A 25657-nucleotide genomic window follows, 5' to 3' on the forward strand; every position below is an offset into this window, starting at 1 on the left:
TAATAGAGATACGGGTAGCATGTTGAAAGATGTAGGAGTAATACGTCACTTTATTATATTTTAAAATGAGTTAAAATAGAGAAACGACGATGACACTCGGACGCCTAATCCTATTCTAAGTAAAGGCTCCTCTGCTGTCTGGATGTTTTGAGAGTTAGTAAAAACATAGAAGAGTTTCGTGTAAGGGTCATGTCTAACGAAGGCTAAAGTTATGAGAAGGGGGTTGTACGATGAGTCGTGATAGTAACCAAAAAGATCCTCGTTTTAAAATTGCGAATCGAGAAGCATTAATAGGAGTTGGAGTTGTTCTAATAAATTTTGGCTGGTGGTACGGGTTTGCTTATGGGCTTGGCTCAGGCTCTGTGGAAGAGTATACATATGTGTTCGGTTTCCCAGCGTGGTTTTTTTATAGCTGTATCGTTGGATTTGTAGTGATGGTAATACTAGTCATAATTGTTGTCAAATACTTTTTTACATACGTCCCTTTTGAGGTTAACCAATCAGAGAATGAGTCAGAAGGAGGACAGGAATGAACTGGGCAGTTGTAGTACCATTAATTATTTTTTTCTTTATAATATTTGGCGCGGGATTTTGGTCATTGCGATTTGTAAAGAAATCGAATCAGTTTTTACATGAATATTTTCTTGGTAGCCGAGAGTTAGGTGGCTTTGTCCTTGCAATGACAATGATAGCGACATATGGAAGTGCAAGTAGTTTCATTGGGGGACCTGGAGCTGCTTATACTCAAGGACTAGGTTGGGTTCTTCTTGCAATGGCACAAGTAGCCACAGGTTATTTTGTTTTGATGGTACTGGGAAAAAAATTTGCTATTTATGCGCGAAAGTATGATGCGGTAACGTTAATTGATTTTTTAAGGATGCGTTATGCAAATAGCCGTGGCGTTGTTTTTATATCAGCAGCAAGTATCATTATCTTTTTATTTTCAGCGATGGTGGCTCAGTGGGTAGGTGGTGCCAGGTTAATCGAATCACTTACAGGACTAGAATATACAACAGCATTATTTATATTTGCAGTGACAGTTCTAATTTATGTCATAATCGGGGGTTTTAGAGCGGTCGCGTTAACGGATATGATCCAAGGCATCGTAATGGTGTTTGGCACACTTATTATTTTAATTGGTACCATTGTGGCGGGAGGCGGTATCTCTGCCATTATCACTGATTTGGCAACAGAAAATCCAAATCTAATATCCCCATTTGGGCATGATGGTGGCTTAACACCAGCTTATGTCTCCTCCTTCTGGATTCTAGTTGGTGTAGGGGTGTTAGCTTTACCTCAAGTCGCAGTGAGAGCTATGTCGTATAAAAATGCCCGTTCTATGCATAGAGCTCTCATTGTTGGTACGTGCGTCGTAGGATTTATTATGCTTGGTATGCATTTAATTGGTGTATTTGCAAGACCTGTTATGCCAGGCATTGACGTCCCTGATAAAGTGATGCCATTAATCACAATGGAAGTTCTACCACCTTGGTTGGCGGGCATGGTGTTAGCGGCCCCTTTGGCTGCTATTATGTCTACAGTGGATTCGCTTTTACTCATTGTCAGTTCAGCAGTTGTGAAAGATATCTATTTAAATTACATAAACCCAGATGCGGAAGAGAAACGGGTAAGGCGTATGAGCCTATGGGTGACGTCTCTTCTAGGAGTGGCTATTTTCACTGCGGCCCTCAGTCCGCCTGATTTACTCATTTGGATGAATTTATTTGCTTTTGGAGGATTGCAATCCGCTTTTATTTGGCCAATTGTGATGGGGCTTTACTGGGAAGGCGCTAATAAGTACGGTGCCATAACGTCTATGCTGACAGGGATTATTAGCTATGCATGTATTCATAACCTTTACCCGCACATGTTGGGTGTGCACACGGTCGTCTTCCCTGTTATTTTTTCCTTCATGACATTTATCATTGCCAGTTGGTTAGGAAAAGAGAAGGAGTTACGCCCCTTGAAATCTGCATAAGTATTAAAAATATGGCGAATACCAAGATACTTCCCAGAGGAAAAATCCTCTGGGTTTATTTTTTGACAGCTAACTCCCGACACAAAATAGGAAGAAGGGCTAACTCAATTTAGGCGGGAGCTAATGGACGCTAATGTCCTGATTGACTCAACGCCTAATCATGGGGGAGTAAGAAAATGTCCGCTGCTTGAAGTTCGGTTTTATTATTCTTAGACGTATATTGTAAGAGCTAAATAAAGAAAATGGCTAAATTTACAAGTGGATAAGCTCTCAAGAATAATAGAGGCCAATACACTGGTTTGCAAAATGCGTTATGATGAAGACCAATCTAAAAAGGAGGTTTTAAAAATGGCCAAGAGGCTGTCGGTGTTCGTCGGGGTATTGTTTGTGTCATTGTATGTGTTTCAGGTGACGACTAACATTCCAGATGTTCATTCGGTGAGATTTCAGGACCCTTTGTTACAAGCTGACAGCGGAAGTGAGTTAGAGACTATGAACAACCAGAAAGATGTGTATGGAGATCCTTCTTTTGGACGTTGGCAGGAGAACAGTCGTGAAACAGTGGTTATTAGCAGGCAGGGAGACGTATATGTGCATACTGGAAGCAGTAAGACAGTCGCGAATTCTAATAACCATTTACAAAATGTATATCCGTATCAATTACCGGCCATGACTGACACGGACACTAAAGCACCCATTCTCCGCTACTTTGATCACATAATTGTTATGATTTTAGAAGAGTTAAGTATGGCAGTAGTCATTGGAGTATATATGTTCTGTAGATTTCAGTATTTAAGGCGGCAAAAAGAGCAGGAGAGTTTAGACCAATTACCTTTCATCTTTTGGAAATAATAAAGCCCCCCCTTTTTGCAGATGATCTCTGCAACTTTTTTTGTTTAAAAGTAATAAAAAAGCGTTGATAGAAACTGTTAGCAAGGTGAAAGGGAAATTAACATAGCATTTTCTTTTAAAGTGACTAGATGTCGTTTTTTATTTTATACGTCTATACATATTTTTTTAGATATTTCTTCATACTTGTTGTAGATTTTATGAGAAAAGAGTGAATACCACGTCTTATTGAATTCAAATTATTTCTAATATAGTATAATAGAGGGTAGTTATAAACTGATATTGTTTTCAACTAAGAAGTTAGTAACCTCTGCTGCTGAGAAAATAGTTTATTCCTCGTATTTTATTGGCGTTCAATTAATTCAAAAAGAAAAGAAGTCAAAGCTAAATGAGCTTTGACCCTATTGATTCTTGAACTTAAAAAGAATCTGGTACACTGTGCTGATTAGGTAAATCTTTTACCGCAAAAGCGTCTCCTCCACTAAATGAAACAATTCCACCAAGTAGTATCGTCACAACACCTAACGCCATAAAATATTTTTTCATTATGTCACCCCCTTTATCTAATCTACAATTTGACAGGCTGCTTAAAGTTCCAAAGGTGCATTCTCATTTAACTATTAATTTAGGAGGGAATTGATAATGAATTATGAGTTAATAGGCGAAAATATAAAGATGTACAGAGAAAAAGCAGGGATGTCACAGACAGACTTGGCTGACGGTATTTGTTCTCAAGCACAAATTAGTCGAATCGAAAAAGGGGAAGTCATACCATTAAGTACGACGCTTTACCAAATAGCGAAAAAGCTAGAAATTGATATAAATGATTTCTTTAATATGGCCCACTACAAACGATTTGACTACATTAACGAAGTGAAAAACGAGATACGAAAGTCTATTAGATTGAAAGACTATCGGACAGTTTATGATATAGTGAATAGTGAAAAAAGAAATGCCGTTTTTTCTTCCCTTGAGCATCAGCAATTTTTAATGTGGCATGAAGGTATTTCAAGTTATTATCTAAAGAAAGGATTCCGCAGGTCTCTTGATGTCCTGCTAAAATCTTTACAATTAACTCGTTCAAAAGAGAAAACTCTTTATTCGGCAACTGAAATTGAGATACTCAATAGTATTGGGATTATTTTCAATGAAGAGGGAGAGTTAACCCTTTCAGTTCAATATTATGAGCAGGCACTGAGAGAAATGCATAAATGTCAAAAGAAAATGGATTTAACAAAAATTAGAGTCTATTATGGCTTAACAAAATCGTTAACGGCACTTGGTAGACACCGTGATTCATTTGCCTATGCTCAAAATGGCATCCGCCTCTGTGCACAATTAGAAAGTTTATATTTATTGGGAGAGTTGCATTTTCAAGCTGGCATGAACTGTTTTCATATGAAACAATTAAAAAAGTCAGGAGTTCATTTATATAAAGCACAATTAACTTTTGAAATTATGGATAATGATGAATATGTGGAGATTATTAAAGCGAATATTAAGGAGCTATTCCCTGTTTAATAGCATGGTTCAACTGAAGTGTAACGCTTCTTTGCAATAGGCATGTTTTGTGGCGTCTGATGACTATTTAAATTTATTAGTTCGCTGGAGGTGAAAGGTTTCGTAGTAAAGGGACCTATTTGACAGCCCTTTTCCATATAACCCCCTTTTGAATGACACTATGAAAAGAATTTGCCCTTTTCAACGTCGTTAAAAAAAATTATAATCAGACTATAAAAAATATTCAGAACTTTGAAGAGAGGCATAAACAGCCAGACTAAAAGGAGAGGGGCTAAACTCATATGGTAGAAAATTTAACACCAATTATTATTACTTTCATCGTATATCTCGTGGCTATGATGGCGTTAGGGGTAATCGCCTACCGATTGACAACGAATTTATCAGATTATGTACTAGGAGGACGGAAGCTTGGAGCAGGGGTAGCAGCATTGTCCGCTGGGGCATCAGATATGAGTAGCTGGCTATTGCTTGGGCTTCCCGGCGCACTTTATGCAGGTGGGCTTGTTGAAGCGTGGATTGCTATTGGATTGGGAATCGGAGCATTTATCAACTGGCAATTTGTAGCGGGACGTCTGAGAGCTTATACAGAATTAGCGAATGACGCCATTACACTACCGGACTTTTTTGAGAATAGATTTGCTGATAAGTCTCAATCGTTACGCATCGTATCGGCATTGCTCATCTTAATTTTCTTTACGTTTTATACATCCGCTGGATTAGTGGGAGGTGCTATATTATTTGAGAACTCATTTGGACTAGATCAAGGGTTGGCGTTGTGGATTGGCGCTCTCGTCATTATTGGTTATACGTTTATGGGAGGCTTTCTTGCTGTAAGTTGGACAGATTTCGTTCAAGGCATCTTAATGTTTTTAGCTCTTATCGTTATACCGATTGTGGCTATTGTAGATTACGGCGGCTTTGGTGCAACCTTTGAGCAAATAAGAAGCATGGATCCAGACAACCTTAATTTAATGGGAGGGGTCGGTGCCATAGGGATTATTTCCTTATTAGGTTGGGGACTTGGCTACTTTGGTCAACCTCATATTATCGTTCGCTTCATGGCGATTCGATCAATGAAAGAGATACCTAAAGCAAAAGCTATTGGTATCTCATGGGTGCTCCTTTCTATGTTTGGGGCAGTTATGACTGGTCTTGTAGGGATTGCTTATTTTGCTGACCAACCACTTGAAAATCCAGAAACGGTCTTTATTGCTTTCACACAAGTATTATTTCATCCAATCGTAGCTGGTATATTACTTGCCGCTGTATTAGCTGCTATTATGAGTACGATTGATTCGCAACTACTTGTCTCCTCATCAGCACTTGCAGAAGATTTTTACAAAGGAATCATTCGAAAAAATGCAAGTGATAAGGAACTTGTCCTTGTAGGACGAATAGGCGTCTTAGTTATTGCGATTATTGCACTTATATTGGCACAAAATCCTGACAGTACCGTCTTAGATCTTGTGGCGAATGCTTGGGCTGGTCTAGGAGCGACATTTGGACCTCTCATTCTATTCTCACTTTTTTGGAAGCGAATGACACGAAATGGGGCTCTAGCAGGAATGATTTCTGGAGGAGGAGCCGTGTTTATATGGATTACTTTTTTGAAAGCAGAAACAGGCTTTTTCTCACTATATGAATTAGTCGTAGGGTTTTTCATTTCTTCCATCATGATTATTTTATTTAGCTATTTTAGTGCACCACCGTCACCTGAAATCACAAAAACATTTGATCGTGCGAGAGAAATGGATAAGAAGCGATTATAAAAATCTTATAAAAACGGATCGTCTTGGGAATAGAAAGAGACGATCTGTTTTTATAATGTCTTAAATGGATGGGTGAAAGTCATAATGCAATGTCACGCTCATATAACGATTATTATATAAAATGTTCGTCATTAGAAACAGAGAATTTGAACGAAAGTGGTGACACCTGTGGAAAAAAGCGAAGTCTGAAAATCCATTATGGCTGAGCTTTGCAAAGGCAGAATGAATTGAAGACGAGTTCCACGCAAAGCGTCCATTAGTAGTGAGAATGAGTCATAATGTGTGGCAATAACGATACAACCAAAGCGTTGCAAGTGAGTTTGCTAACCTTCTCCTCATTAAGGTTACTATTATTCGCTGAAAACATCCGTTGTAACGCTTATAAATCATGCATTACCTCTCGTGCAAAGCATTCTAATCCAGCGATTTATCACATGATTAACTCAACTACCAACCAGTGGGAGAAGAACGAAAGTGCCCACTGATTGGAGGTTCTTTTTATCACGGCTACAACACCTCCTATAATAAGCCTCTTTATTATATTTCCGACTATTTATAGCTGTTTTAGAAGAATAATTAAAGTTTTAGTCGTATTTTGTCGAAATAACTAGAAAGTGATGGTTAAATGTGTAGACCTTCAAAATAAATTTATGTAAGATAGAACTAGTTCTTAATCATGTATTTAGAGTAAGATGATATCCACATATAGGCTTAAAGACATTATTGTGAAGAGGCTAATTTGAGAAGTTAAGAACGTGTGATCTATGATCCCCTCTACACGTGCAGAGATTTCGTGCATCACACATTTAATGACACAGCAGATTGTGATATGGCTATTAGGATAAAGTATGTTACCTTTTTCATTAATAATTATCTAGCTCTATAAAAAGGGGATAGTGTTCATGAGTAAAATAGACAGTCAGCCTAAAAACATATTAATCTTTTCTTTATGCGTGGCTGCTGTGCTTATTTTTGTCATGCTCTATCAATCTAGCGATATATTATTTGGGAAGAATAGTGACGAAATAGAAGATTCATCTATGCAGAAAGTAGCCATACTAACTTCTGATGAGATAAGAGATCAAAGTTGGGGAAGTCTTGCTTATAGAGGCCAACTTAAAATTGAAGAAGAATTTGATATTTCCACTGTATTAGTCAGTGATTTAAATACACAAGACCGGATGTTAGAGGCAACAGAAGAACTGATTAAAGAAGGGGCGACCTTATTTATCGGTCACGGAAGGGAATTTTCCGAGACATTCACTCATTTAGCTGAGAAGTACCCTGACGTTTTTTTTGTCACGCTTCATGGAATGGGCAAACACAAAAATCAGGCTGTGTACACGTATGATCAAAGAAACTTAGAATATTTTATAGCTCTAGCAGCCTCTATGAAATCTGAAACTAAACAAATTGGGGTGCTTGAATCTACAAAAGAAGATAAAAGACATTCTAAATTTCAACAAGGTTTAGCTCATTATGCACCAGAGGTGGAAGTTCATACACAAGTAGTAAACAGTCGAGATGATGGAAAAAAAGCTGTGGAGCTTATGGAACAATTACTGCAAAAAGATGTCGATGTCATTTATTCCAAAGGGAATGCATTTAATCAAGACGTCATTGAATATGCGAAAAAGAAAGGCGTCTATATTATTGGATATCTAGATGACCAATCGTATATGGCGAAAGACCTTGTGTTGACAAGCCTTCTTAACAATGTAAGTGAAGCATATATAGCTATTATGAATGATTATTTTAGCGAAACAGGAATTACAGCAGGGGTTAACGAATTAACTGAGGAAGATGGTGTTTATCAACTTGCACCTTTGGGTCCGATGTTCTCTCACGAAGAAGTTGATTATATCATGAGAGAAATTGAAAAATTTAATGCAGGACAACTATTGTTTGAAGAAGATTGAGGGGAGAAAGACATGAAAGAATGGTTTAGTAAAATGACGTTCAGAAGTAAAATATTGTCTGTTCTCCTGATCATTACGATATTTTTAGGTAGTTTTTCCATCATCGTTATTCAATCATTACAAGAGATGAATCGAATTAGTGATGATCTTAGTAACAATAGTTTACCTGAACATTTTTGGCTATCTCATTGGGAACAAGAATTGATGTCTAAGGAATATATCATTGAGACAGCATTAAATACAGACTTTTGTTGTGGTTTTTTAGAAACGTATGAAAGACATCAGAGTGAGTCCGAAGAAAAAGTGAGTGACGCTCACGGTGAGGTTCCTGAGTCACTTCATTCATTAAAGCGTGATATTGATTTACTTGACTTCACTATTACGAACAATGTGAGGGGATTAATTGAGTATAACGATTATTCAGCGGCGGCCAATCTTGTAGAAGAAGGTTATTTACCACAATTAGAAGACCTACAGTCGATGATCACTCTTAAAAGAGATGACGTCATAGTTTCGCTAGAAGGACACACTGATAGGGTGTCCTCCATTATTAATGAAGCGCTTTGGCTATTTTTGATGATTATGACGTTAGCAATTTTAGTCGGCATTATAGCCTCATATCGAATAAGTGCCGGACTTACAAAACCGGTAGATGAAATTGAAGGAAAGCTTGATCAGATTGCGAGTGGAGATTACGGCTTATTACTTGAAAACCGTGGGCAGATTGAACTTCAGTCACTAACGTCTTCGATCAATAAAATGTCTCTTCGCTTAAAAGAGTCGTTTAACACGATTATTAACGATAAAGTTTACCATGAGCAAATTTTAAACTCCTTGCCATTAGGTATTGTCACATACGAAAAAAAGACAGAAGAACTATCGTTAAATGAAACAGCAAAAAAGTTTTTGGGTAACGATAGTGAGGCGATTCTAGACATTATAAAGCAAGGTATTTTTACAGAGAATAAAGCTTTTTGGCATATGGTTTCCTCACCAGAAATTTATCAAAATATTAAAATACCTTTTTATTCTAAGGAAGGTGACTATTATTTTCTCGTCTCCCAGTCTGAACTAAAAGATTGTCAGGATGACGTCATTGGGAAGGTCTTTTACTTTTTAGATATTACAGAAACAGAAGAGCTTGAGAAAAAAATTCAGCAAACTGAAAAATTAGCTCTTGTGGGGGAGCTCTCAGCAGGTGCTGCTCATGAAATCCGAAACCCATTAGCTGTGATAGATGGTTTCTTATCATTAATGAATAAGTCATTATCAAAAAAGGAACGCGAACAATTTCATATTCCTTTGTTAATTAAAGAACTCGAGAGAATTAATGTTATTATTGAAGAGATGCTGATGCTGACAAAACCGAGCGCGCCAAAAATGGAAATCACTTTTCTAGAAGATATTATTAACGACATCCTTCCACTTATCAACGATTCTCTCGGTCATGAGGATGTCATTTTTGAACTATCCATTGAGCGAATTCCACTCTATATGGATGCGGAACAAATTAAACAAGTATTCCATAATCTAATAAGAAATAGTATTGAAGCGATGGCAGGTAAGGGAGAAGTCACTATCCATAGTGATGCAGATGAAGGGAACTATCATATTTATATCGAGGATACCGGCCCTGGAATTCCAGAAAAATTGCAAAAGAATATATTTAGCCCCTTCTTAACATCTAAGGATAGTGGCACAGGTCTCGGGTTGACCATTGCTCAACGCATAATGGATACTCATAATGGAAAACTAACTCTTGTTTCCTCCTCAGAAAAGGGGACTTGTTTCAAAATAACTCTCCCTATCCCTTATCACAAAAAGAGAATAATGTAATTAAAAGGCTTAGGACTATGTCCCAAGTCTTTTTCCTGCATCGCAAGGAGAGAATTCAAATGATGAGAGTGACCTTCACTTCAGGCGGGTACTAATGTCCGGATTAAAGGGGCATTTTATCGCATTATTAAGTTATATAACTAGTCTCTTTGTTCTTCGAGGTATCCTTCAAGCTCTTAGTAAGGGAAAAAAGCTTTTGTTTTAAGGATGAAAGTATTTGAGAAGTTTGTCACCGTGACCTGAATAATGATATATGAATAACATATTCTACCCTTTTAAAATAGAAGTCATTTTTTAATATGGTTAAAATAAGAATCATGACAATCGACTTTGGACGTTAGATCTATTTTTGGTTATACGTCTGACTGCTATGGATACATTTGGGTATTTAGACCTAATTAGAAGGGAAAGAATCTAAATAGACATGGAAAACTTTTATTAAACAAGAGAGATCCCCTTTATTTACCATAAAAAAGAACCATTATACTGTGTCAAGAAATCGAGTTGCAGTTTCTTATCTTGTTAAACTTAGTCCTATCATCTATTAGTTTTTCTTATTTAGCATAAGAGAGTCATTATTCCTATGAAAATAGATGTGTATGATGAATAATTAAATTTATCCTATGTTTACGGTAATAACTGATACAGATTATAATGAAAGCGCTCTGGAAAATAAAGATAAAAGCAGGTCATTATCACTATTTTAAGGAGGCTAGAGGCATGAAAGATCGTTTTAAACAGGTCCGTCGATTAATCACAGCGAGTATGGCATTTTTTTTAGTAGCAACATCCTTTGTACCGTCAGTTAAAGGGTATAGTGGTTTTGTGGAAAGCACGACTAGCGATTACTTAGTGAGTGAAGCAGCAGTAAACACGACTCACGGGGGGAAACAAGGACCTAAACGACATGTAGAGGACCTCATTGATATTGACTCTACAAGTTTTGTAATTGATTTTGATAAAACATATCCAAAAGGGTTGCCAATCGAAAGATTAGTAAGTGTGTCATTTCATTTGGACAATGACGACGTGATTGAGCCAGATATAACAGATTATTATGTTTCTGAAGAGGATCGTTCACACGTAACAGTCGTGCATACCAATGATGATTTGTTAGGTGAAATTGGAACGATAAAAGCTAACAATGTCAATCTTGAATTTGATTATACAGAAATTGAAAAAACTATGTCCATTGAGGAAGTTAGGGATGGAGAGGTTGGATCCACTTATACGACTGAGGGTGTGGTAACAGCTCACTTTGAAACGGGTGGACAAACAAATATGTTTGTTCAGGATGAGTCTGCCGGCATCTTGCTGAGAGGTCCTGGTTTAGGATCTTTATATGATATTGGGGATAAAATAAAAGTGACAGGTGAGTTAGACCATTTTAGAGATATGCTTCAATTGCTTATTAGTGTGGGGAATTCAGAGGTTGTTGAGCAGCAGGTCGGACTTCCAACACCAAAGCTTGTGAGTGCAGAAGATTTTCAAGAGAATGGTGAGATGATTGAAGCCCAGCTTGTCATGGTTGAACAAGCTAGTGTGACTGAATTAAGAGATTTCGATGATTACAAGGCAACGGATGAGACTGGAGAATTCATCGTGCTTGGATCGGCAGCAAACGTACAGGAAGAAACCGACTATGACTATATAATAGGAGTCGTCAATTACCATTTTTACGAATCGAAATTAATGCCACGCTTTGATGAGGATTTGATTGAAGATATTACTGTTGTGCAACCAGTAAGAGCAACTCCAAACTCTTCTGAAGTTGTGGCAGGGTCTACCGTGCGCTTAAGTACATTTACCGACGAAGCAGAAATATATTATACAACGGATGGATCTGATCCAACTATTAATAGTACGCAATATGAAGAACCTATTGATGTCACAGAAGATGTTACTATAAAAGCGTTTGCTGTTAAAAAAGGGCTTTCAGATAGTGTTGTGACTACTTTTGAATATACGATTCTCCCTGAAGCCGGCACCTTGAATATTTATGATATTCAAGGAACGAGTCACGTTTCTCCTTATGAAAATATGATAGTGCGTGAAGTGCCTGGTATTGTGACTTATACACGAAATAACGGTTTTTACATGCAAAGCGAGGAATCTGATGGTGATGTGAACACCTCTGAAGGCATTTATGTGTATCGACCAGGTCATGACGTTTCAGAAGGTGATTCGGTCCTTGTAGATGGTCAAGTAATTGAGTATGAAGAGCAGGGTTTTGACGATAATCATGATTTAACGACCACCCAAATTGTCGGATCTTTCATTGATGTGGTATCTAGCGATAACTCTTTACCTGACCCAGTAATCATTGGTGAAGATAGAGACATACCTGATGTGTTATTAGCGGACCCAGAAAATTATGATATCAATGATCCAGAAATGTTCGATGCCACTGCTAATGCTCTTGATTTTTACGAAAGTTTAGAAGGGATGCTAATTGAAATCCCTGGACAGATAACTGTCACAGGCCCACAGAAATATAATGAAGTGACCATCATATCTGAGGAATGGGGTCTTGATAATCGGACAGAAGATGGCGGTGTTTATTTAACGGAACAGGAGTTAAATACGGAAGTTATGTTCATGAATGTCCCAAGAAATATGGTTGCAAAGACAGGTGATTTTTTTGCAGAGAGTATAGAAGGGGTTGTGGGCTATAACTACGGAAATTACAAAATACAACCAGTAGGCCCGTTACCGGATCTTCAAGAAGGGGATGCCGAGCGGAGAGAAGAGACAACGATAGCTTTTGAAGAAGATAAGTTAACTGTGGCTACTTATAATGTGGAAAATTATTATCCCGGGGTACCTGAAGAAAAAACGGAACGACTGGCAAATTCCATGGCGAATGAACTAGGTGCACCTGATATTATTACACTCGTTGAAGTGATGGATAATGATGGTGATGTGGATAGTGGAAATACGGATGCAAGTGAAAGCTATCAAACACTCATTGATGAAATTGCTGCTCAAGGGGGACCTGAATATGCCTATACCGATGTGGCACCGGTTGATGGAAATGATGGAGGTATCCCTGGTGGAAATATTCGGGTAGGCCATATTTATCGCACGGATCGCGTTCATATTGCCGAGGGTGATATTGGTGGTCCTACGGATGCTATTAAAATTGACGAGAATGGAGACTTAAATTATGTGTCAGGTTTAATTGAACCAACGAATGATGCATTTACATCGTCTAGGAAGCCTTTAATGACTGAATTTATTTTTAAAGGAGAATCTGTGTATGTAATAGGGAATCATTGGAATTCCAAGCGTGGCGATGATGCTCCTTTTGGAATGGAACAACCACCGGTACAAGGGAGTCGAGATCAGCGACAGGACATAGCTGAAATTATCCACGATTTTGTGTCAGAGTTAAAAAGCTACGATGAAGATGCCAATGTGGTTGTACTAGGGGATTTTAATGATTTTCCATGGTCGCCACCTCTTCAAATACTTGAAGGTAATGACATGCTTTACAATACCATTTATGAACTGCCAAGAGAACAGCAGTTTACTTACAATTATAATGGCAGTTCCCAGTCGTTAGATTCCATTCTCGTTTCCGAGCATTTACAAGCGGGATTAAAAACAGATATTATGACGATTAATTCTCAATTTATGGAGGCGCATGGGCGTGCCAGCGATCATGATCCAATGATAGTGCAGCTAGAGATACCGAATATTGACCCTGATTACGATATGGGTGATGTTATACCGCCTGAGATTATCTTTGCGAAAGATGAGCTTAATAGCGATCCAGTCATTCGGTTAGCGGTAGGCGATGAGTTTGTTCTGCCGGAAGTAACAGCCGTTGACGATGTTGATGGTGATTTAACAGACTGCATAGAGGTAACCTCAAATGTGGATATGTCTGAAGCTGGAACGTATGAAGTCCGATACACGGTGTCAGATAAGGCTGGAAATACAGCTGTGAAGCAACTCACTGTTATTGTTGGTGAAACAACTCCTTTAGCTGAAATAATGAATGGGTCATTTGAGGAGTGGGAAGGTAATCTGCCGAATAAGTGGTTTGGAGATGCTTCAAATATTGCACGGTCAAGAATCGCCAAGTCTGATGAGGCTTATACAGGGGATTACTCTGTACAATTAATAAATGAGAGCAGTACCCATAACCGATTTACCTCCCATGCTTACGGGATTGAAGAAGGAGCGTCATACGAAATAAGTTTCAAGGTTAAAGGAAACGGTGAAATTAGAAATGGTATGTATGCACCGGGTTATCACGGTAATAACTACAGCTCTTATTCACAGTATACGTTAGTTGAGAATGATGAGTGGCAAAACATCACATGGGACTATGAGGCACCTGGTCATGGAGAGGCAGAATTAATTTTTTCCATTCGTGAAACGGGTGGGGAACATCTGCTAATTGATGAAGTTATAGTGACCAAGAAAAACTAACGTTATTTTATTGAGAACGATGTGTAACCTTTATAACAATGATGTTTGTCCTGCCTTGTATGGCAGGACATTTACTTTTAATGAGAGTATAGCAGATACTTGAGAACCTCTTAAATGAAAATGGAAATGATTAACATGGTTTGTTGTGGTACGAATCATAAGCCGTTAATTGTTGTATTTCCTGTACTATCATAATGGATTAACGTGAGGTGGGAAAGGATATAACATGCATGGCTGAATAATTTTATCTTGTCATAATAGCATGTAGCGCTATTGAAGGGTGAGGAGGCTTATTTGTAGCATTATGGAATTTAATGGTAGTCAATGTGTTTCTCGATTATAACTATTACCTACATTGTTAATTGACACCTCATATTTTTATGTACGAGAGCTTTACTATCCTTTACATGAGATAACTGATGATTTTTCTAAGGAATTATTAGCTTTCTTTATTAGTCAGTGTCATAAGTCTACGTTGATTCTAATTAGTTTTATGTGTTTTAATGATATGTCTCAACAAATTATAGGACCCATTTAATCCAATTTAGCTGAGGGATAGTTTGTGACACATCATTTGAACATAGTGATGTTTTAGTGAATATAAATACAAAGTCTGTTTCTTTTAAAAATATTGCCTGCTATAATAAATAACCGATAAGTTTTGCTGGGAGGTACCGGCTTAACTTTTTCATAGGGGTAAGAGAAAGGATGATGACTTCATGCTCAAAACGTTATCAGCCGAATTAACGGTTTGTTCACAAGTAAATGAGGATGGTTTTTTGACAATCGCCGGTTTAGCTAACGGAGAAGGTCTAGCTGAAGGCAATAAATTAGAATTATATCTTGAACGAGTCCCAACTCAATATGAAAAAATAGCAGAGACAACGCTTGATGAATTTTGCTATTTTGAACTAGTAAATATCAAATTGGAAACAAGTGACCTATTGCAATCTCACCTGTATATTAAGGTTAATGAAAACATGTTGGAAAAGGTAAATGTGCATGCTGGCTAACTCAATGGCATAATCAGCAATCTTCGTATACACACTAAGGATGATAATAGACGAGAGCAAGGGACTTAAAACTGTAACCAACATGCTTAGAACTACTGAAATCGAGGGTAGCAAGCAATATTATCTCATTAAGAGATAGACTATGAGAAATGAGGGTGCCTTATTGAGAGGTTGCCCTCTTTTAGTAGGTGAAGTCCATGATTACTTCGAGAATATCAGAATGAATTGTCTCCTAACAGAATTGAGTAAAAGATATCTATTTATATAACATAAAAGGGAGCGTTTATTGATGAAGGAGCGCTATAAATTTATTTTGTATCATTTAATACCTCTTTTAGGATGGATGGGGTTAATATACTATTCCTCCTCTCAAACGTTTGAAGAGCAGACAGTGGAACCAATGTTATTAGACACTAACCTATCTTTTGTTTCTTCTTACTTTGGCTGGGTTTCCTTTTATTATGGAGACTCTCTCGTCAGCTTAGACACGAGGTCTCCTGCTGAATTTGTCGAGTTTTTCATAAGAAAAGGTGCTCATTTAGTCACTTTTGGTATTCTAGCTATTTTAAGCTATCGTGTATTTTCATATTTTTTTAAACATGTCGTCTACTCAAGCTTATTAGCTTTAGTTTTTGTGGTCCTTTATAGTGCGCTTGACGAGTACCGTCAAGCATTGAATCCAGGAAGATCAGGAATGGTAGAGGATGTTATTCTTAACTTTTTAGGAGGAATGCTGGGCGTCATCCTATGGGTGAAGATCTTGAAGGTAATTAAGAAAAAAAGGAAGAGATTTCCTGAAATGTAGTGTGATGGTGTTTTTTATCTTGTATACTTTTATAACATAGATCTTTTTAGCTGAATGTGAAACAGATAATATGAAATTAATGAAAAAATGGTTAGATGGCCTTGCTAGTTTTGTAGGCGCTGATTTAATAGAATACGGAAATGAATGTGATCATCAGTTGCCGACAGAAGATGGACACGATTTGTGGAGTGAGAGTGTTGTAAGCTTCTTTACCCCATAAATGTGACATACAAAGGTTCCGTTTCGGGGAAGAGGGGATAAATGACCAACATAAGCGATAAAGAAAAGGTACATTATCATCAATTCAATGGAAATTATTAAAATAGGCATCATTTTAAGATATAGGATATATTATAAAATAGCTATCGATCATAAGCTCTTATTTTAGAAGAAAAAGTTTAAATTATAAGCCGAAATGCTAGTAACTTATACAATGGTTAGGAGAATGGCCTCATACGTTTGTGTAGTAAGATGATGCCATTGGATAACGTGATCGATCATTCTACAACTAGGAGATTCTACATATAAAGCTTCCGGAAAATTATTCTCTGTTTAGCAGTTTTCTAGAACACTGCATCGCTAGTGAATAAAGTTATTTACACGAAGATTTGTGAGAATGGGGAATATTTTCTTTATTTTTGAGAAAAATGTTGAAAAATTTATACTACTAATATGAAGTATTTTTTATAAAGTTGCACTCACTTAAAATTGGAAGGTGTTTACTGTGATAAGGACAAAATTCATAATAGGATTGTTGACAGTTGTCTCAGTATTAACTGCTTGTAAAAATGAAGAACCACCCCATCCTGAGGAGACATTAGATGTTTATTTAGAAGCATGGCATGAACTCGTTTTTTCGGAAATGCATGAATTACTAAGTGATGCGAGTAAAGAAGAGATCGCAACTTATGATTGGGAGTTTACTGACAGGTACGAGAAGATTTATGGAGATTTGGAGATAACAACGATTGAGACGATGTATGAACCAGTTGATTATAAGGAAGAGAATAGCGATTTAGACGATTTAACAGAAGCGGAATATCCCGTCACAATAGAAATGAACTCTGTGGCTGGGACTATGGCTTATACAACGAATATTCGTTTAGTAAAAGTTGAAGAGGAGAATGAAAAGTCTAGATGGGAAGTGACGTGGGAGCCATCCCATCTAATGATGGGAATGGAAGACCCTCATGATCAGATAAGCGTAGATATTGTGCAACCTAATCGGGGGAGAGTATTCGACAGAGAAGGACGAGAATTAGCGATCAATGGTGAGATATATGAAGCCGGTATCGTTCCTGAAAGTTCGGATGACCTTGAAGCTTCCGCAGAACAATTTGCGTCAGTGTTAGAATTAGAGGAAGAAAAGATTATTGATATGGCGTCACGTTACCCAGATAATCCAGATTGGTTTGCTCCGGTGCAAACGATAGCTTTGAGTGATGATAGGGTGGAGGAATTATTAGATATTCCTGGGGTTCTCCTAAATCGCATTGAAGGACGAGAATATCCTTATGGTGAGATGACGGGCCATTTAGTGGGCCATATCGGACCTATTAGTGCAGAAGAATTAGAAGAAGTAGAGGGGGGAGGATACTCCTCTTCATCAGAAATCGGAAAAAATGGCATTGAGCTACTGTATGAAGATGAGCTGAGAGGATCAGCTGGCGTGACAATATCTATTATTACTAAAGAAGGAGATTTACGAGATCGGTTAATAAATTCTGATCCAGTAGATGGTGAAGATATTTATCTAACAATCGACATAGAGCTTCAGGAAAAGATGGCACATATTATGAGTGAAGACTCCGGTTCAGCAATTGTAATTGATCCCCTCACGGGAGAGACACTAGTGTTGCTTAGCCTCCCGTCCTTTGACCCGAATTTAAGATATTTACAATTGCCGGATCCAAGGGCAGAAGATTTGGTAGAGACAGATACTCTATTCGAACGGCGTTTTCAACGCACCTATACTCCTGGTTCAGTTTTTAAACCGTTTACGGCAATGGCAGGGATTGAAGAAGGAACACTTGATCCAGAAGAATTTTTAACAATAGAAGGAAGTCAATGGCAGCCGGATGATAGCTGGGGAGGCTATAAAATTACACGCGTAAATTCTCAGGAAACTGATGTGGATCTACAAACTGCTATGGCATTATCTGATAACATTTATTTTGCTAGACAAGCACTTGATTTAGGAAAAGACAGGTTTATGGCTTGGGCTGAGGAGGTTGGTTTTGAAGATGAAGGGTTTGTATTTAATTTTCCCGTTGATTCATCGACCATTGCCAATCATGATCTCGAAAATGAAATACTACTTGCTGATTCAGGCTACGGACAGGGAGAAATTCAAATGAGTCCTGTGCATTTAACGGCTCTTTATACGATTATGCTTAATGAGGGAAAAATGATTCAGCCAATTTTAATCCAAGAAAGAGAGGAAAGGGAAGGGAGTGAGCAATCGGGAGCTACTCCAGTAGTGGCAGCGGATACGGCACTGGTTCTCCATGAGACATTGATAAGTGTTGTGGAAGATGAAATGGGGACAGCTCACCGGGAAAATCCAGGACATAGTCGCTCATTGGCAGGAAAGACGGGTACCGCAGAAATGAAAGAAGCGCAAACAGCTGAAAATGGAGAAGAAATAGGCTGGTATGTTAGCTATGACTACGAAAATAAAGATTTATTAACAACCCTCATGATTCAAAATGTGGAAGATAAAGGTGGAAGTGGGTACGTGGTAGATTTAACTAACGCGTTCTGGACAGCCATTAATGAATAAAGATTTTTCCTATGCCGTAACGGTGCTTAAATATAATAAACAAAGGCTGGGGCAAATCTAACTGAAAAAATTATCCTTTAAAAGGTTCTAACTATCAAAAAAATGATGGTGGAACCTTTTAAAGTTGGGCCTTTTATCATTTTTCATTAACTGCTCCGGGTGATCTCCTTTTTCAAGTTCACTGCCATGGAGACAAACATTCACTCATTTTTAACTTTCTCTTTGTAACTTTACTAAAAATGAAACTAAAATTAGCTTTAAAAATTCTCAGACTAGTTCCTCATCAATCTTACATTTTTTATTTTTTCCATCCTTCTCATTCCCCTCCGAAAGCTTTTGTCAGATGGATGGCTTTTGTTGTTACGATAAAGTTTAGCAGGCCATAAAAGGAACGGGAGACACCCAAATTTCCATAAATCCAAATTATGTAAATTGACGCTTCTGTGAACTCTATTGTATTTTTTGCTAAATTAATTTATATTATAACTATCAACTTAGTGAAAAAGTTCACAAAACAATCTCGTTATAGTGTTAACCTACGACAAATCATTTTTAAGTTTTATTGTGAAATACATCACATATAATTAGAGGAGGCATACATGATGTTACAAATTACAGAACGAGCAGCAAACATTTATAAAATGGATATGGAGGTGCAAGCTGAAGAAGAGGTTCGTTTATTTGTAAGAGGAGCTGAAGGCTTTTTCTTAGGTGTAGAAAAAGAGACATCTGAAGAATCAGATTGGAAAACAGTTGTAAACGGCGTACGTTTCTTTGTTAAAGAAGATGATTTATGGATGTTTGATGGAAAAACATTGGACTTCTGTGATAAAGGTGACTGCATTAAATTACACTAATACTTTGTCATGGAATGGCTGATAAACAATTATCATGATTCTAACCTCATATAATAAAAACGCCTCCTTGAGTGTTTGGTTCGTTTATAACACGATGAAAGGTACGGCGTTTTTATTTAGAAAAAAATAGGTGTAGTGAAGTGAAGGATATCGATGCTTAACACTAATATGTGTAGCAGTTGAAGCAATCTGATACCTTACTCGTTGATTGAGCGATTAACTTTACCCTGATAAAACAAGATGTCTCTTCTGAGATATCTGTTTTTTTGTCTTATTAAGTGAACGGATGTTCAGCAGAAAAATCAAACAATGATAACTAAACGATATTTTGTCAGTTTTGTACAATGGACTTTCATGAAAGACAGCTCATGATGAGAAAGGGCTTATCAAAGATAACTGTCCATAAAGCTCCTGATGCAAAAGAGATAGAATAGGGTCATCTATTGAGGTAGGAGCTAATCTTTGTATTATGAAATTGATTCAAATATGACATTTAAAATAATGAGAAATCGTTAACTAACATGTAAATTTATTATTTAATCTGTAAGTGTACAAATATATGTATTGAGGGACCAACAGATAGATGAATATGCATTATTTATTGTAAACGCTTTATATATTTTTTTGAAGAAGTCAAGTGAAATGATGTATTTTTATAAGGTTATTATCATAGTTTTCTAGTAGACCTGTACGAGCAGGAGATTGTCATAGAGGTTACTAAATAAAAAGGTCATAGGGGGATCAAGGTTGGATAAGCCTGTTATTGAAGTTAAGCATTTGCAGACGCATTTTGTGACGGATAGAGGCACAGTTCCGGCTGTAAATGATGTAAGTTTTACTATTCATCAAGGGGAAGTACTTGGCATTGTTGGTGAATCCGGATGTGGGAAAAGTGTCACATCACTATCTATCATGGGACTTCTCCCCCAGCCACCTGGCCAAATCAAAGGTGGGGAGATTTTGTTTCGTAAAAAAGATTCAGATGAAGAAACGCCAGAAAATCTTCTTAATTTAAGTAAGCGTAGGATGAGGCAAATGCGAGGAAATGATATTGCAATGATTTTTCAAGAACCAATGACATCTCTTGATCCTCTGTACTCAATAGGCGCACAATTAACCGAAGCAATAAAGAATCATCAACAGATGTCGAAAAGCGCTCGTATTCAAAAAGCTATTTCTATGTTAAAACTAGTCGGTATCCCTCGAGCGGAAGAAGTTATTTATGATTATCCTCACCAGCTTTCAGGAGGGATGAGGCAGCGAGTCATGATTGCGATGGCGATGGCATGTGATCCGGAAGTCCTGATTGCAGATGAACCGACAACCGCATTAGATGTAACGATCCAAGCTCAAATTCTTTCGCTCATGAAGACGTTAAATCAGACAGAGAAAACAGCTATATTATTTATTACTCATGATTTAGGGGTGGTAGCAGATATATGCCACCGGGTCATTGTTATGTATGCTGGGAAAATAGTAGAACAAGGCGATGTGAGGAACATACTTAAAGCACCAAAACATCCCTACACAAGGGGATTAATTCGATCATTACCGAAATTAACTGATAAGAAAAAACGGCTCTATTCCATTCCTGGGAACGTTCCAAAACCAGGTTCTGTCATCCAAGGATGTTTGTTTGCTGAACGATGTGAGGAAGTGCTTGATGACTGTTTGAAGGATGAGCCGAAGCTTCTGTCATTGGGAGATGACCATCAGTGTCGTTGTTTTCTTTATCAAAGATAACTGTCTGTCAATTTCCCCGCTTCCAATTAGAGGAGAGCGACATCTATTTAGGTGGAGCTAACGGCCAGTAATGTTCCGATTTATTCAACTATCAATCAGTGGGAGAAGAGCGAATGGTAAGTGAACACAAAGACAATGGGTGACACAGCAGCAACGATAGAATTGAAGAGCTAATAGTGACAAGGCTATTACTCAAGCTAAAGGTAGGTGCCGTTTAAAATGTCTGAACCTTTACTCAAAGTTCAACATTTAAAAAAGTGTTTTGATACAAGGGGAGGTGTTTTCGCTCGGAAAACTGGTGAAATAAAGGCTGTGGATGACGTTTCGTTTAGTGTTAAAAGAGGAGAAGTCCTTGGTATTGTAGGGGAATCAGGTTGTGGAAAGTCAACGATGGGAAGAACGCTCTTAAAGCTAATAGAGCCAACCGCTGGAAAAATCGTGTTTGATGGGAGAGATGTCACGTCCTTTTCACCACGAAAGATGCGATACATGAGACGCAATATGCAGATGATCTTCCAAGATCCATACGCTTCCCTTAATCCACGTCATAAAGTAGAAAAAATTATAGGTGAACCATTACTTGTTCATGGAATAGGAGATGCAAAAGAAAGAAGAAAGCGAGTTAGTGAGATGTTAGAAGTAGTAGGTTTATCAAACGATCAAGGAAAACGCTATCCTCACCAATTTAGTGGGGGACAACGACAAAGGATCGGTATTGCTAGAGCGTTAGTCGTAAATCCGAAGCTAATTGTGTGCGACGAGCCGGTCTCAGCATTAGACGTGTCCATCCAGTCGCAAATCTTAAATCTGATGGAGGATCTCCGTGAAGCATTTAATTTAACATATATTTTTATTGCTCATGATCTCAGTGTGGTAAAACACATCAGCCATCGAATTGGCGTTATGTATTTAGGAAGAATGGTAGAGCTCACAAGTAATGACCACCTTTACAACGAGCCGTTGCATCCCTATACGCAATCATTACTTTCTTCCATACCAAATCCTGACCTAGACGCTAAACGTGAACAGATTATTTTGCAAGGAGAAGTGCCAAGTCCATCCAATCCTCCAGGAGGTTGTGCATTCCATCCAAGGTGTCCAGCGTGCATACCTATTTGTGAATCTGTCCGACCTGAATTTCAAGAAATTTCTGAAAATAGATTTGTCGCCTGTCACCTGTATGACAGTCAGACGATTTCTAACGATTAAAATTTTTTTTTTGCCACCGGTACGGTATTTACCCGGAAAACGAGTCTAATCATACCGAGAATGCTTTTAGAACGTGATTAAACAGAGAGAGATGTTCAACAAATATTATAAAAAGAAACTGAAAGGGGACTAAAAGATGTTACGTCTGGCCGCGTTAATAGGAGTGGTATCAGTTGGTTTATTTGTTACGGGTTGCAATAATAATGACAATGAGGTAACGATGGAGTCTAATGACAGTAACGACCATGAAGTGAACGACCACAATGACTTAGACAATGAAGGAAATGAACTTTCTGCAGATCAAACATTAATTTTCGCCCGAGGAGGAGATTCTGTTAGTCTTGATTATGCTAGTGTCACAGATGGCGAGTCTTCCCGTGTGACAACACAAATTTACGAGACGTTAATTGAATTTGATAATAATTCGTTTGATATTGGTCCAGGACTCGCAGAAGACTGGGATATGGAGGAGGGCGGATTGGAATACACGTTCTATTTAAGGGAAGGTGTGACGTTTCATGATGGGACACCATTTAATGCTGACGCCGTGAAACTAAACTTTGAGCGATGGGCTGACCCTAATCATGAGTATCACTTTGCCGAGGAAGGTTATACGTACAGCGTTTATGGGACACAGTTCGGTGGCTTCAGTGGTGACGAGGACCACGTGATTGAGGAAATAAACGTCATAAATGACTATGAAATTCAATTTGTGTTAAAAGAACCATTGGGGTCCTTTATGCAAAATATGGGTATGAGCTATTTCGCTATTACCTCCCCAGCTGCATTTGAAGAGTATGGACCATTAATTAATGAAAATCCTGTGGGAACTGGGCCATTTAAGTTTGTGAGTTGGAGCCGTGATGATCGTATTGTATTGGAGAAAAATGAAGCGTATTGGCAGGACGGTTATCCGAAGCTTGATCAGGTCATTTTTCAAGTCATTCCAGACAATGCCGCTCGGCTGACAGCACTTCGTTCCGGAGAAATTGATATTATGGATGGACTCAATCCAGATGATGTTCCCGTCCTTGAAGGGGAGGCGGGCATTCAAGTATTTGAAGGTGCAACTAATAATGTCGGATATTTAGGTTTTCACGTGGATAAAGAGCCGTTTAATGACCCTGCTGTTAGGCAAGCGCTAAATTATGCCATTGATAAAGAAACGTTAATTATGACACTTTACGCTGGTCTAGCAGAGCCTGCTAAAAATGCCGTGCCACCCGGATATCTCGGTTACAACGATCATATTCAACCTTACGCTTATGATCCTGAACGTGCTCTAGAGCTATTAGCTGAGGCCGGTTATGAAGATGGCTTCGAATTTGACCTATGGACGATGCCTGTGTCAAGACCATACATGCACGATCCAGAAAAGGCAGCTGAAGTTATGCAGGCGAATTTTTCGGAGATTGGTCTGACTGCGAACATAGTGACGATGGAATGGGCGACTTATTTAGAACGGACAGAGCAAGGGGAGCATGACGTATTTATGCTCGGCTGGTCAGGGGTAAATGGTGATCCAGATTATTTTCTAAGTAATCTTCTTCATGGAGATGCCATACCAGGAGGGAATAGAAGTTTTTACCAAAATGATGACGTGGATCGACTGTTAAATGAAGCAAAGCGACAAGTGGAAGAGGAGACAAGAGCGGATCTGTACGAAGAAGCACAAAGTATCATCCATGAGGACGCGCCGATGATTCCGTTAGTTCACTCTACCCCTGTTCTTGCTGGTAGTGATAGCGTTAAAGATTATGTTCCACATCCTTCCACAAATGAAGTGTTGACACATGTGTATTTAGCTGACTGATAAGCATGAGTAGAGCGCGTGTTTCAGCATGAACGCTCTGCTCCTTCTTCAATGAGACTGAATAGTGATAACTATGTATGAATAGGGATTGAGGTGAACAAGGTGATCTCTTATACGGCCAGGCGTTTATTAATGCTTATTCCAGTTTTAATCGGCATGTCGCTCATTACTTTTTCAATCGTCCACCTTATTCCAGGAAATCCTGCCCAAACCATTCTTGGAGAACAAGCAACACCTCAAGCTATTGCTGATTTAGAAGAAAATTTGGGGCTTAATGAACCGTACCTTGTACAGTATGGACTTTATATGAGGGATTTGGCACAAGGGGATTTAGGGACATCTTTAAGGACGAATCGCCCGATAAATGAAGAACTCTGGCCTTTCTTGGCTGCTACTATTGAGTTAACGATTTTCGCCATGATATTTGCTCTCATTGTCGGGGTAAACGCTGGAATTTTAAGTGCATGGAAACAAGGGTCCTTGTTTGATTACATGAGTATGTTCATTGCCCTCATTGGCGTCTCTATGCCTATTTTTTGGTTAGGATTAATGGAACAGTGGATTTTTGCACAGGAACTTGGCTGGCTTCCTGCATTTGGGCGTGAGAATCCTCGCGATCCCATTGATACCACCACTCATTTTTATTTGTTAGATGCTCTTATAGCTGGACGTCCTGATCAGTGGTGGACAGCTTTTAAACATTTGATTTTGCCGGGGATCGCATTAGGCACGATTCCAATGGCCATCATTGCAAGAATGACACGGTCAAGCATGTTAGAAGTACTACGTTCTGATTATATTAGGACGGTGGTGGCAAAAGGATCCGGAACGATTGCTGTAATTTATCGGCACGGGTTTAAAAATGCCATCATCCCAGTATTAACTGTGGCTGGTTTACAAACCGGGACCCTTCTTGGAGGGGCCATTCTCACAGAGACGATTTTTAGTTGGCCAGGTATTGGTAGATATGTTTATGAAGCTATTGGAACGAGAGATTATCCTGTTATTCAATCAGGTATTTTGGTCATAGCGACGTTATTTGTGTTAATTAATCTTACTGTTGATTTGTTATATAGCTATATAGATCCTCGTATTAAGTATTAGACTGGAAATGTGAGGGAGA

At 38.3% G+C, this 25657-nt stretch carries 18 protein-coding genes; 17 read left to right on the forward strand and 1 reads right to left on the reverse strand.

What is annotated here, in order from left to right; translation table 11 throughout:
* Positions 1 to 230 precede the first annotated feature (230 nt).
* From BK581_RS15750 to BK581_RS15760, 3 genes are all read left to right on the forward strand, one after another.
* Positions 231 to 533: a YhdT family protein gene (locus BK581_RS15750; RefSeq protein WP_078579060.1), complete on the forward strand. Its 303-nt coding sequence runs from the start codon at positions 231 to 233 to the stop codon at positions 531 to 533.
* Entirely contained in the window at positions 530 to 1978 is a 1449-nt protein-coding gene (panF, locus tag BK581_RS15755) for a sodium/pantothenate symporter (RefSeq protein ID WP_078579061.1), read from the forward strand. Before BK581_RS15750 ends, panF begins: the two co-directional genes overlap by 4 nt.
* 348 nt (positions 1979 to 2326) lie before the next feature.
* The gene (locus BK581_RS15760; RefSeq protein WP_078579062.1) at positions 2327 to 2830 is read left to right on the forward strand and encodes a hypothetical protein; all 504 of its coding nucleotides are present in this window, start codon (positions 2327 to 2329) and stop codon (positions 2828 to 2830) included.
* A gap of 414 nt (positions 2831 to 3244) precedes the next feature.
* Here the strand turns inward: BK581_RS15760 and BK581_RS20475 are convergent, their stop codons facing one another.
* Positions 3245 to 3373: a hypothetical protein gene (locus BK581_RS20475; protein WP_257819643.1), complete on the reverse strand. Its 129-nt coding sequence runs from the start codon at positions 3371 to 3373 to the stop codon at positions 3245 to 3247.
* Between the two features lie 96 nt (positions 3374 to 3469).
* Between BK581_RS20475 and BK581_RS15765 the strand changes: the two genes are divergently transcribed.
* From BK581_RS15765 to BK581_RS15825, 14 genes are all read left to right on the forward strand, one after another.
* Positions 3470 to 4348 (forward strand): helix-turn-helix domain-containing protein, encoded by an 879-nt coding sequence (locus tag BK581_RS15765; protein WP_078579063.1) that lies wholly within the window; start codon positions 3470 to 3472, stop codon positions 4346 to 4348.
* Between the two features lie 281 nt (positions 4349 to 4629).
* Positions 4630 to 6117: a sodium/proline symporter PutP gene (putP, locus tag BK581_RS15770; RefSeq protein ID WP_078579064.1), complete on the forward strand. Its 1488-nt coding sequence runs from the start codon at positions 4630 to 4632 to the stop codon at positions 6115 to 6117.
* 902 nt (positions 6118 to 7019) lie between these two features.
* Entirely contained in the window at positions 7020 to 8036 is a 1017-nt protein-coding gene (locus BK581_RS15775) for a BMP family ABC transporter substrate-binding protein (protein WP_078579065.1), read from the forward strand.
* 12 nt (positions 8037 to 8048) lie between these two features.
* Entirely contained in the window at positions 8049 to 9872 is a 1824-nt protein-coding gene (locus BK581_RS15780) for a sensor histidine kinase (RefSeq protein WP_078579066.1), read from the forward strand.
* 720 nt (positions 9873 to 10592) lie between these two features.
* Positions 10593 to 14312, forward strand: coding sequence for an FN3 associated domain-containing protein (locus BK581_RS15785; RefSeq protein WP_169837753.1), 3720 nt, complete (start codon positions 10593 to 10595; stop codon positions 14310 to 14312).
* A 719-nt stretch (positions 14313 to 15031) separates the two neighbouring features.
* The gene (locus tag BK581_RS15790) at positions 15032 to 15325 is read left to right on the forward strand and encodes a hypothetical protein (protein WP_078579068.1); all 294 of its coding nucleotides are present in this window, start codon (positions 15032 to 15034) and stop codon (positions 15323 to 15325) included.
* A 289-nt stretch (positions 15326 to 15614) separates the two neighbouring features.
* A complete protein-coding gene (locus BK581_RS15795; protein WP_078579069.1) occupies positions 15615 to 16130 on the forward strand; it encodes a VanZ family protein in 516 nt (171 codons plus the stop codon).
* A 70-nt stretch (positions 16131 to 16200) separates the two neighbouring features.
* A complete protein-coding gene (locus tag BK581_RS20180; RefSeq protein ID WP_169837755.1) occupies positions 16201 to 16350 on the forward strand; it encodes a hypothetical protein in 150 nt (49 codons plus the stop codon).
* 504 nt (positions 16351 to 16854) lie between these two features.
* Positions 16855 to 18912, forward strand: a complete 2058-nt coding sequence (locus BK581_RS15800) for a penicillin-binding transpeptidase domain-containing protein (RefSeq protein ID WP_169837757.1) — start codon at positions 16855 to 16857, stop codon at positions 18910 to 18912.
* A gap of 599 nt (positions 18913 to 19511) precedes the next feature.
* Complete coding sequence (locus tag BK581_RS15805) at positions 19512 to 19769, forward strand: hypothetical protein (protein WP_143709699.1); 258 nt, start codon at positions 19512 to 19514, stop codon at positions 19767 to 19769.
* A 747-nt stretch (positions 19770 to 20516) separates the two neighbouring features.
* On the forward strand, positions 20517 to 21512 hold the full coding sequence (locus BK581_RS15810) for an ABC transporter ATP-binding protein (RefSeq protein WP_078579072.1): 996 nt from the start codon (positions 20517 to 20519) through the stop codon (positions 21510 to 21512).
* Between the two features lie 219 nt (positions 21513 to 21731).
* A complete protein-coding gene (locus BK581_RS15815; RefSeq protein WP_078579073.1) occupies positions 21732 to 22721 on the forward strand; it encodes an ABC transporter ATP-binding protein in 990 nt (329 codons plus the stop codon).
* 136 nt (positions 22722 to 22857) lie between these two features.
* A complete protein-coding gene (locus tag BK581_RS15820; protein WP_078579074.1) occupies positions 22858 to 24534 on the forward strand; it encodes an ABC transporter substrate-binding protein in 1677 nt (558 codons plus the stop codon).
* A 102-nt stretch (positions 24535 to 24636) separates the two neighbouring features.
* Positions 24637 to 25638 carry an ABC transporter permease gene (locus BK581_RS15825; RefSeq protein WP_078579075.1) on the forward strand — a complete coding sequence of 334 codons (1002 nt, stop codon included), beginning with the start codon at positions 24637 to 24639 and terminating at the stop codon, positions 25636 to 25638.
* The last annotated feature ends 19 nt before the right edge of the window (positions 25639 to 25657 follow it).

The sequence above is a fragment of the Salipaludibacillus agaradhaerens genome (assembly GCF_002019735.1).
GTDB lineage: Bacteria > Bacillota > Bacilli > Bacillales > Salisediminibacteriaceae > Salipaludibacillus > Salipaludibacillus agaradhaerens.

What these genes read in the sequence shown, in the direction of transcription:
- BK581_RS15750 (WP_078579060.1), top strand. Translation starts at nt 231, where the DNA reads ATGAGTCGTGATAGTAACCAAAAAGATCCTCGTTTTAAAATTGCGAAT.
- panF (WP_078579061.1), top strand. Translation starts at nt 530, where the DNA reads ATGAACTGGGCAGTTGTAGTACCATTAATTATTTTTTTCTTTATAATA.
- BK581_RS15760 (WP_078579062.1), top strand. Translation starts at nt 2,327, where the DNA reads ATGGCCAAGAGGCTGTCGGTGTTCGTCGGGGTATTGTTTGTGTCATTG.
- BK581_RS20475 (WP_257819643.1), bottom strand. Translation starts at nt 3,373, where the DNA reads ATGAAAAAATATTTTATGGCGTTAGGTGTTGTGACGATACTACTTGGT.
- BK581_RS15765 (WP_078579063.1), top strand. Translation starts at nt 3,470, where the DNA reads ATGAATTATGAGTTAATAGGCGAAAATATAAAGATGTACAGAGAAAAA.
- putP (WP_078579064.1), top strand. Translation starts at nt 4,630, where the DNA reads ATGGTAGAAAATTTAACACCAATTATTATTACTTTCATCGTATATCTC.
- BK581_RS15775 (WP_078579065.1), top strand. Translation starts at nt 7,020, where the DNA reads ATGAGTAAAATAGACAGTCAGCCTAAAAACATATTAATCTTTTCTTTA.
- BK581_RS15780 (WP_078579066.1), top strand. Translation starts at nt 8,049, where the DNA reads ATGAAAGAATGGTTTAGTAAAATGACGTTCAGAAGTAAAATATTGTCT.
- BK581_RS15785 (WP_169837753.1), top strand. Translation starts at nt 10,593, where the DNA reads ATGAAAGATCGTTTTAAACAGGTCCGTCGATTAATCACAGCGAGTATG.
- BK581_RS15790 (WP_078579068.1), top strand. Translation starts at nt 15,032, where the DNA reads ATGCTCAAAACGTTATCAGCCGAATTAACGGTTTGTTCACAAGTAAAT.
- BK581_RS15795 (WP_078579069.1), top strand. Translation starts at nt 15,615, where the DNA reads ATGAAGGAGCGCTATAAATTTATTTTGTATCATTTAATACCTCTTTTA.
- BK581_RS20180 (WP_169837755.1), top strand. Translation starts at nt 16,201, where the DNA reads ATGAAATTAATGAAAAAATGGTTAGATGGCCTTGCTAGTTTTGTAGGC.
- BK581_RS15805 (WP_143709699.1), top strand. Translation starts at nt 19,512, where the DNA reads ATGATGTTACAAATTACAGAACGAGCAGCAAACATTTATAAAATGGAT.
- BK581_RS15815 (WP_078579073.1), top strand. Translation starts at nt 21,732, where the DNA reads ATGTCTGAACCTTTACTCAAAGTTCAACATTTAAAAAAGTGTTTTGAT.
- BK581_RS15820 (WP_078579074.1), top strand. Translation starts at nt 22,858, where the DNA reads ATGTTACGTCTGGCCGCGTTAATAGGAGTGGTATCAGTTGGTTTATTT.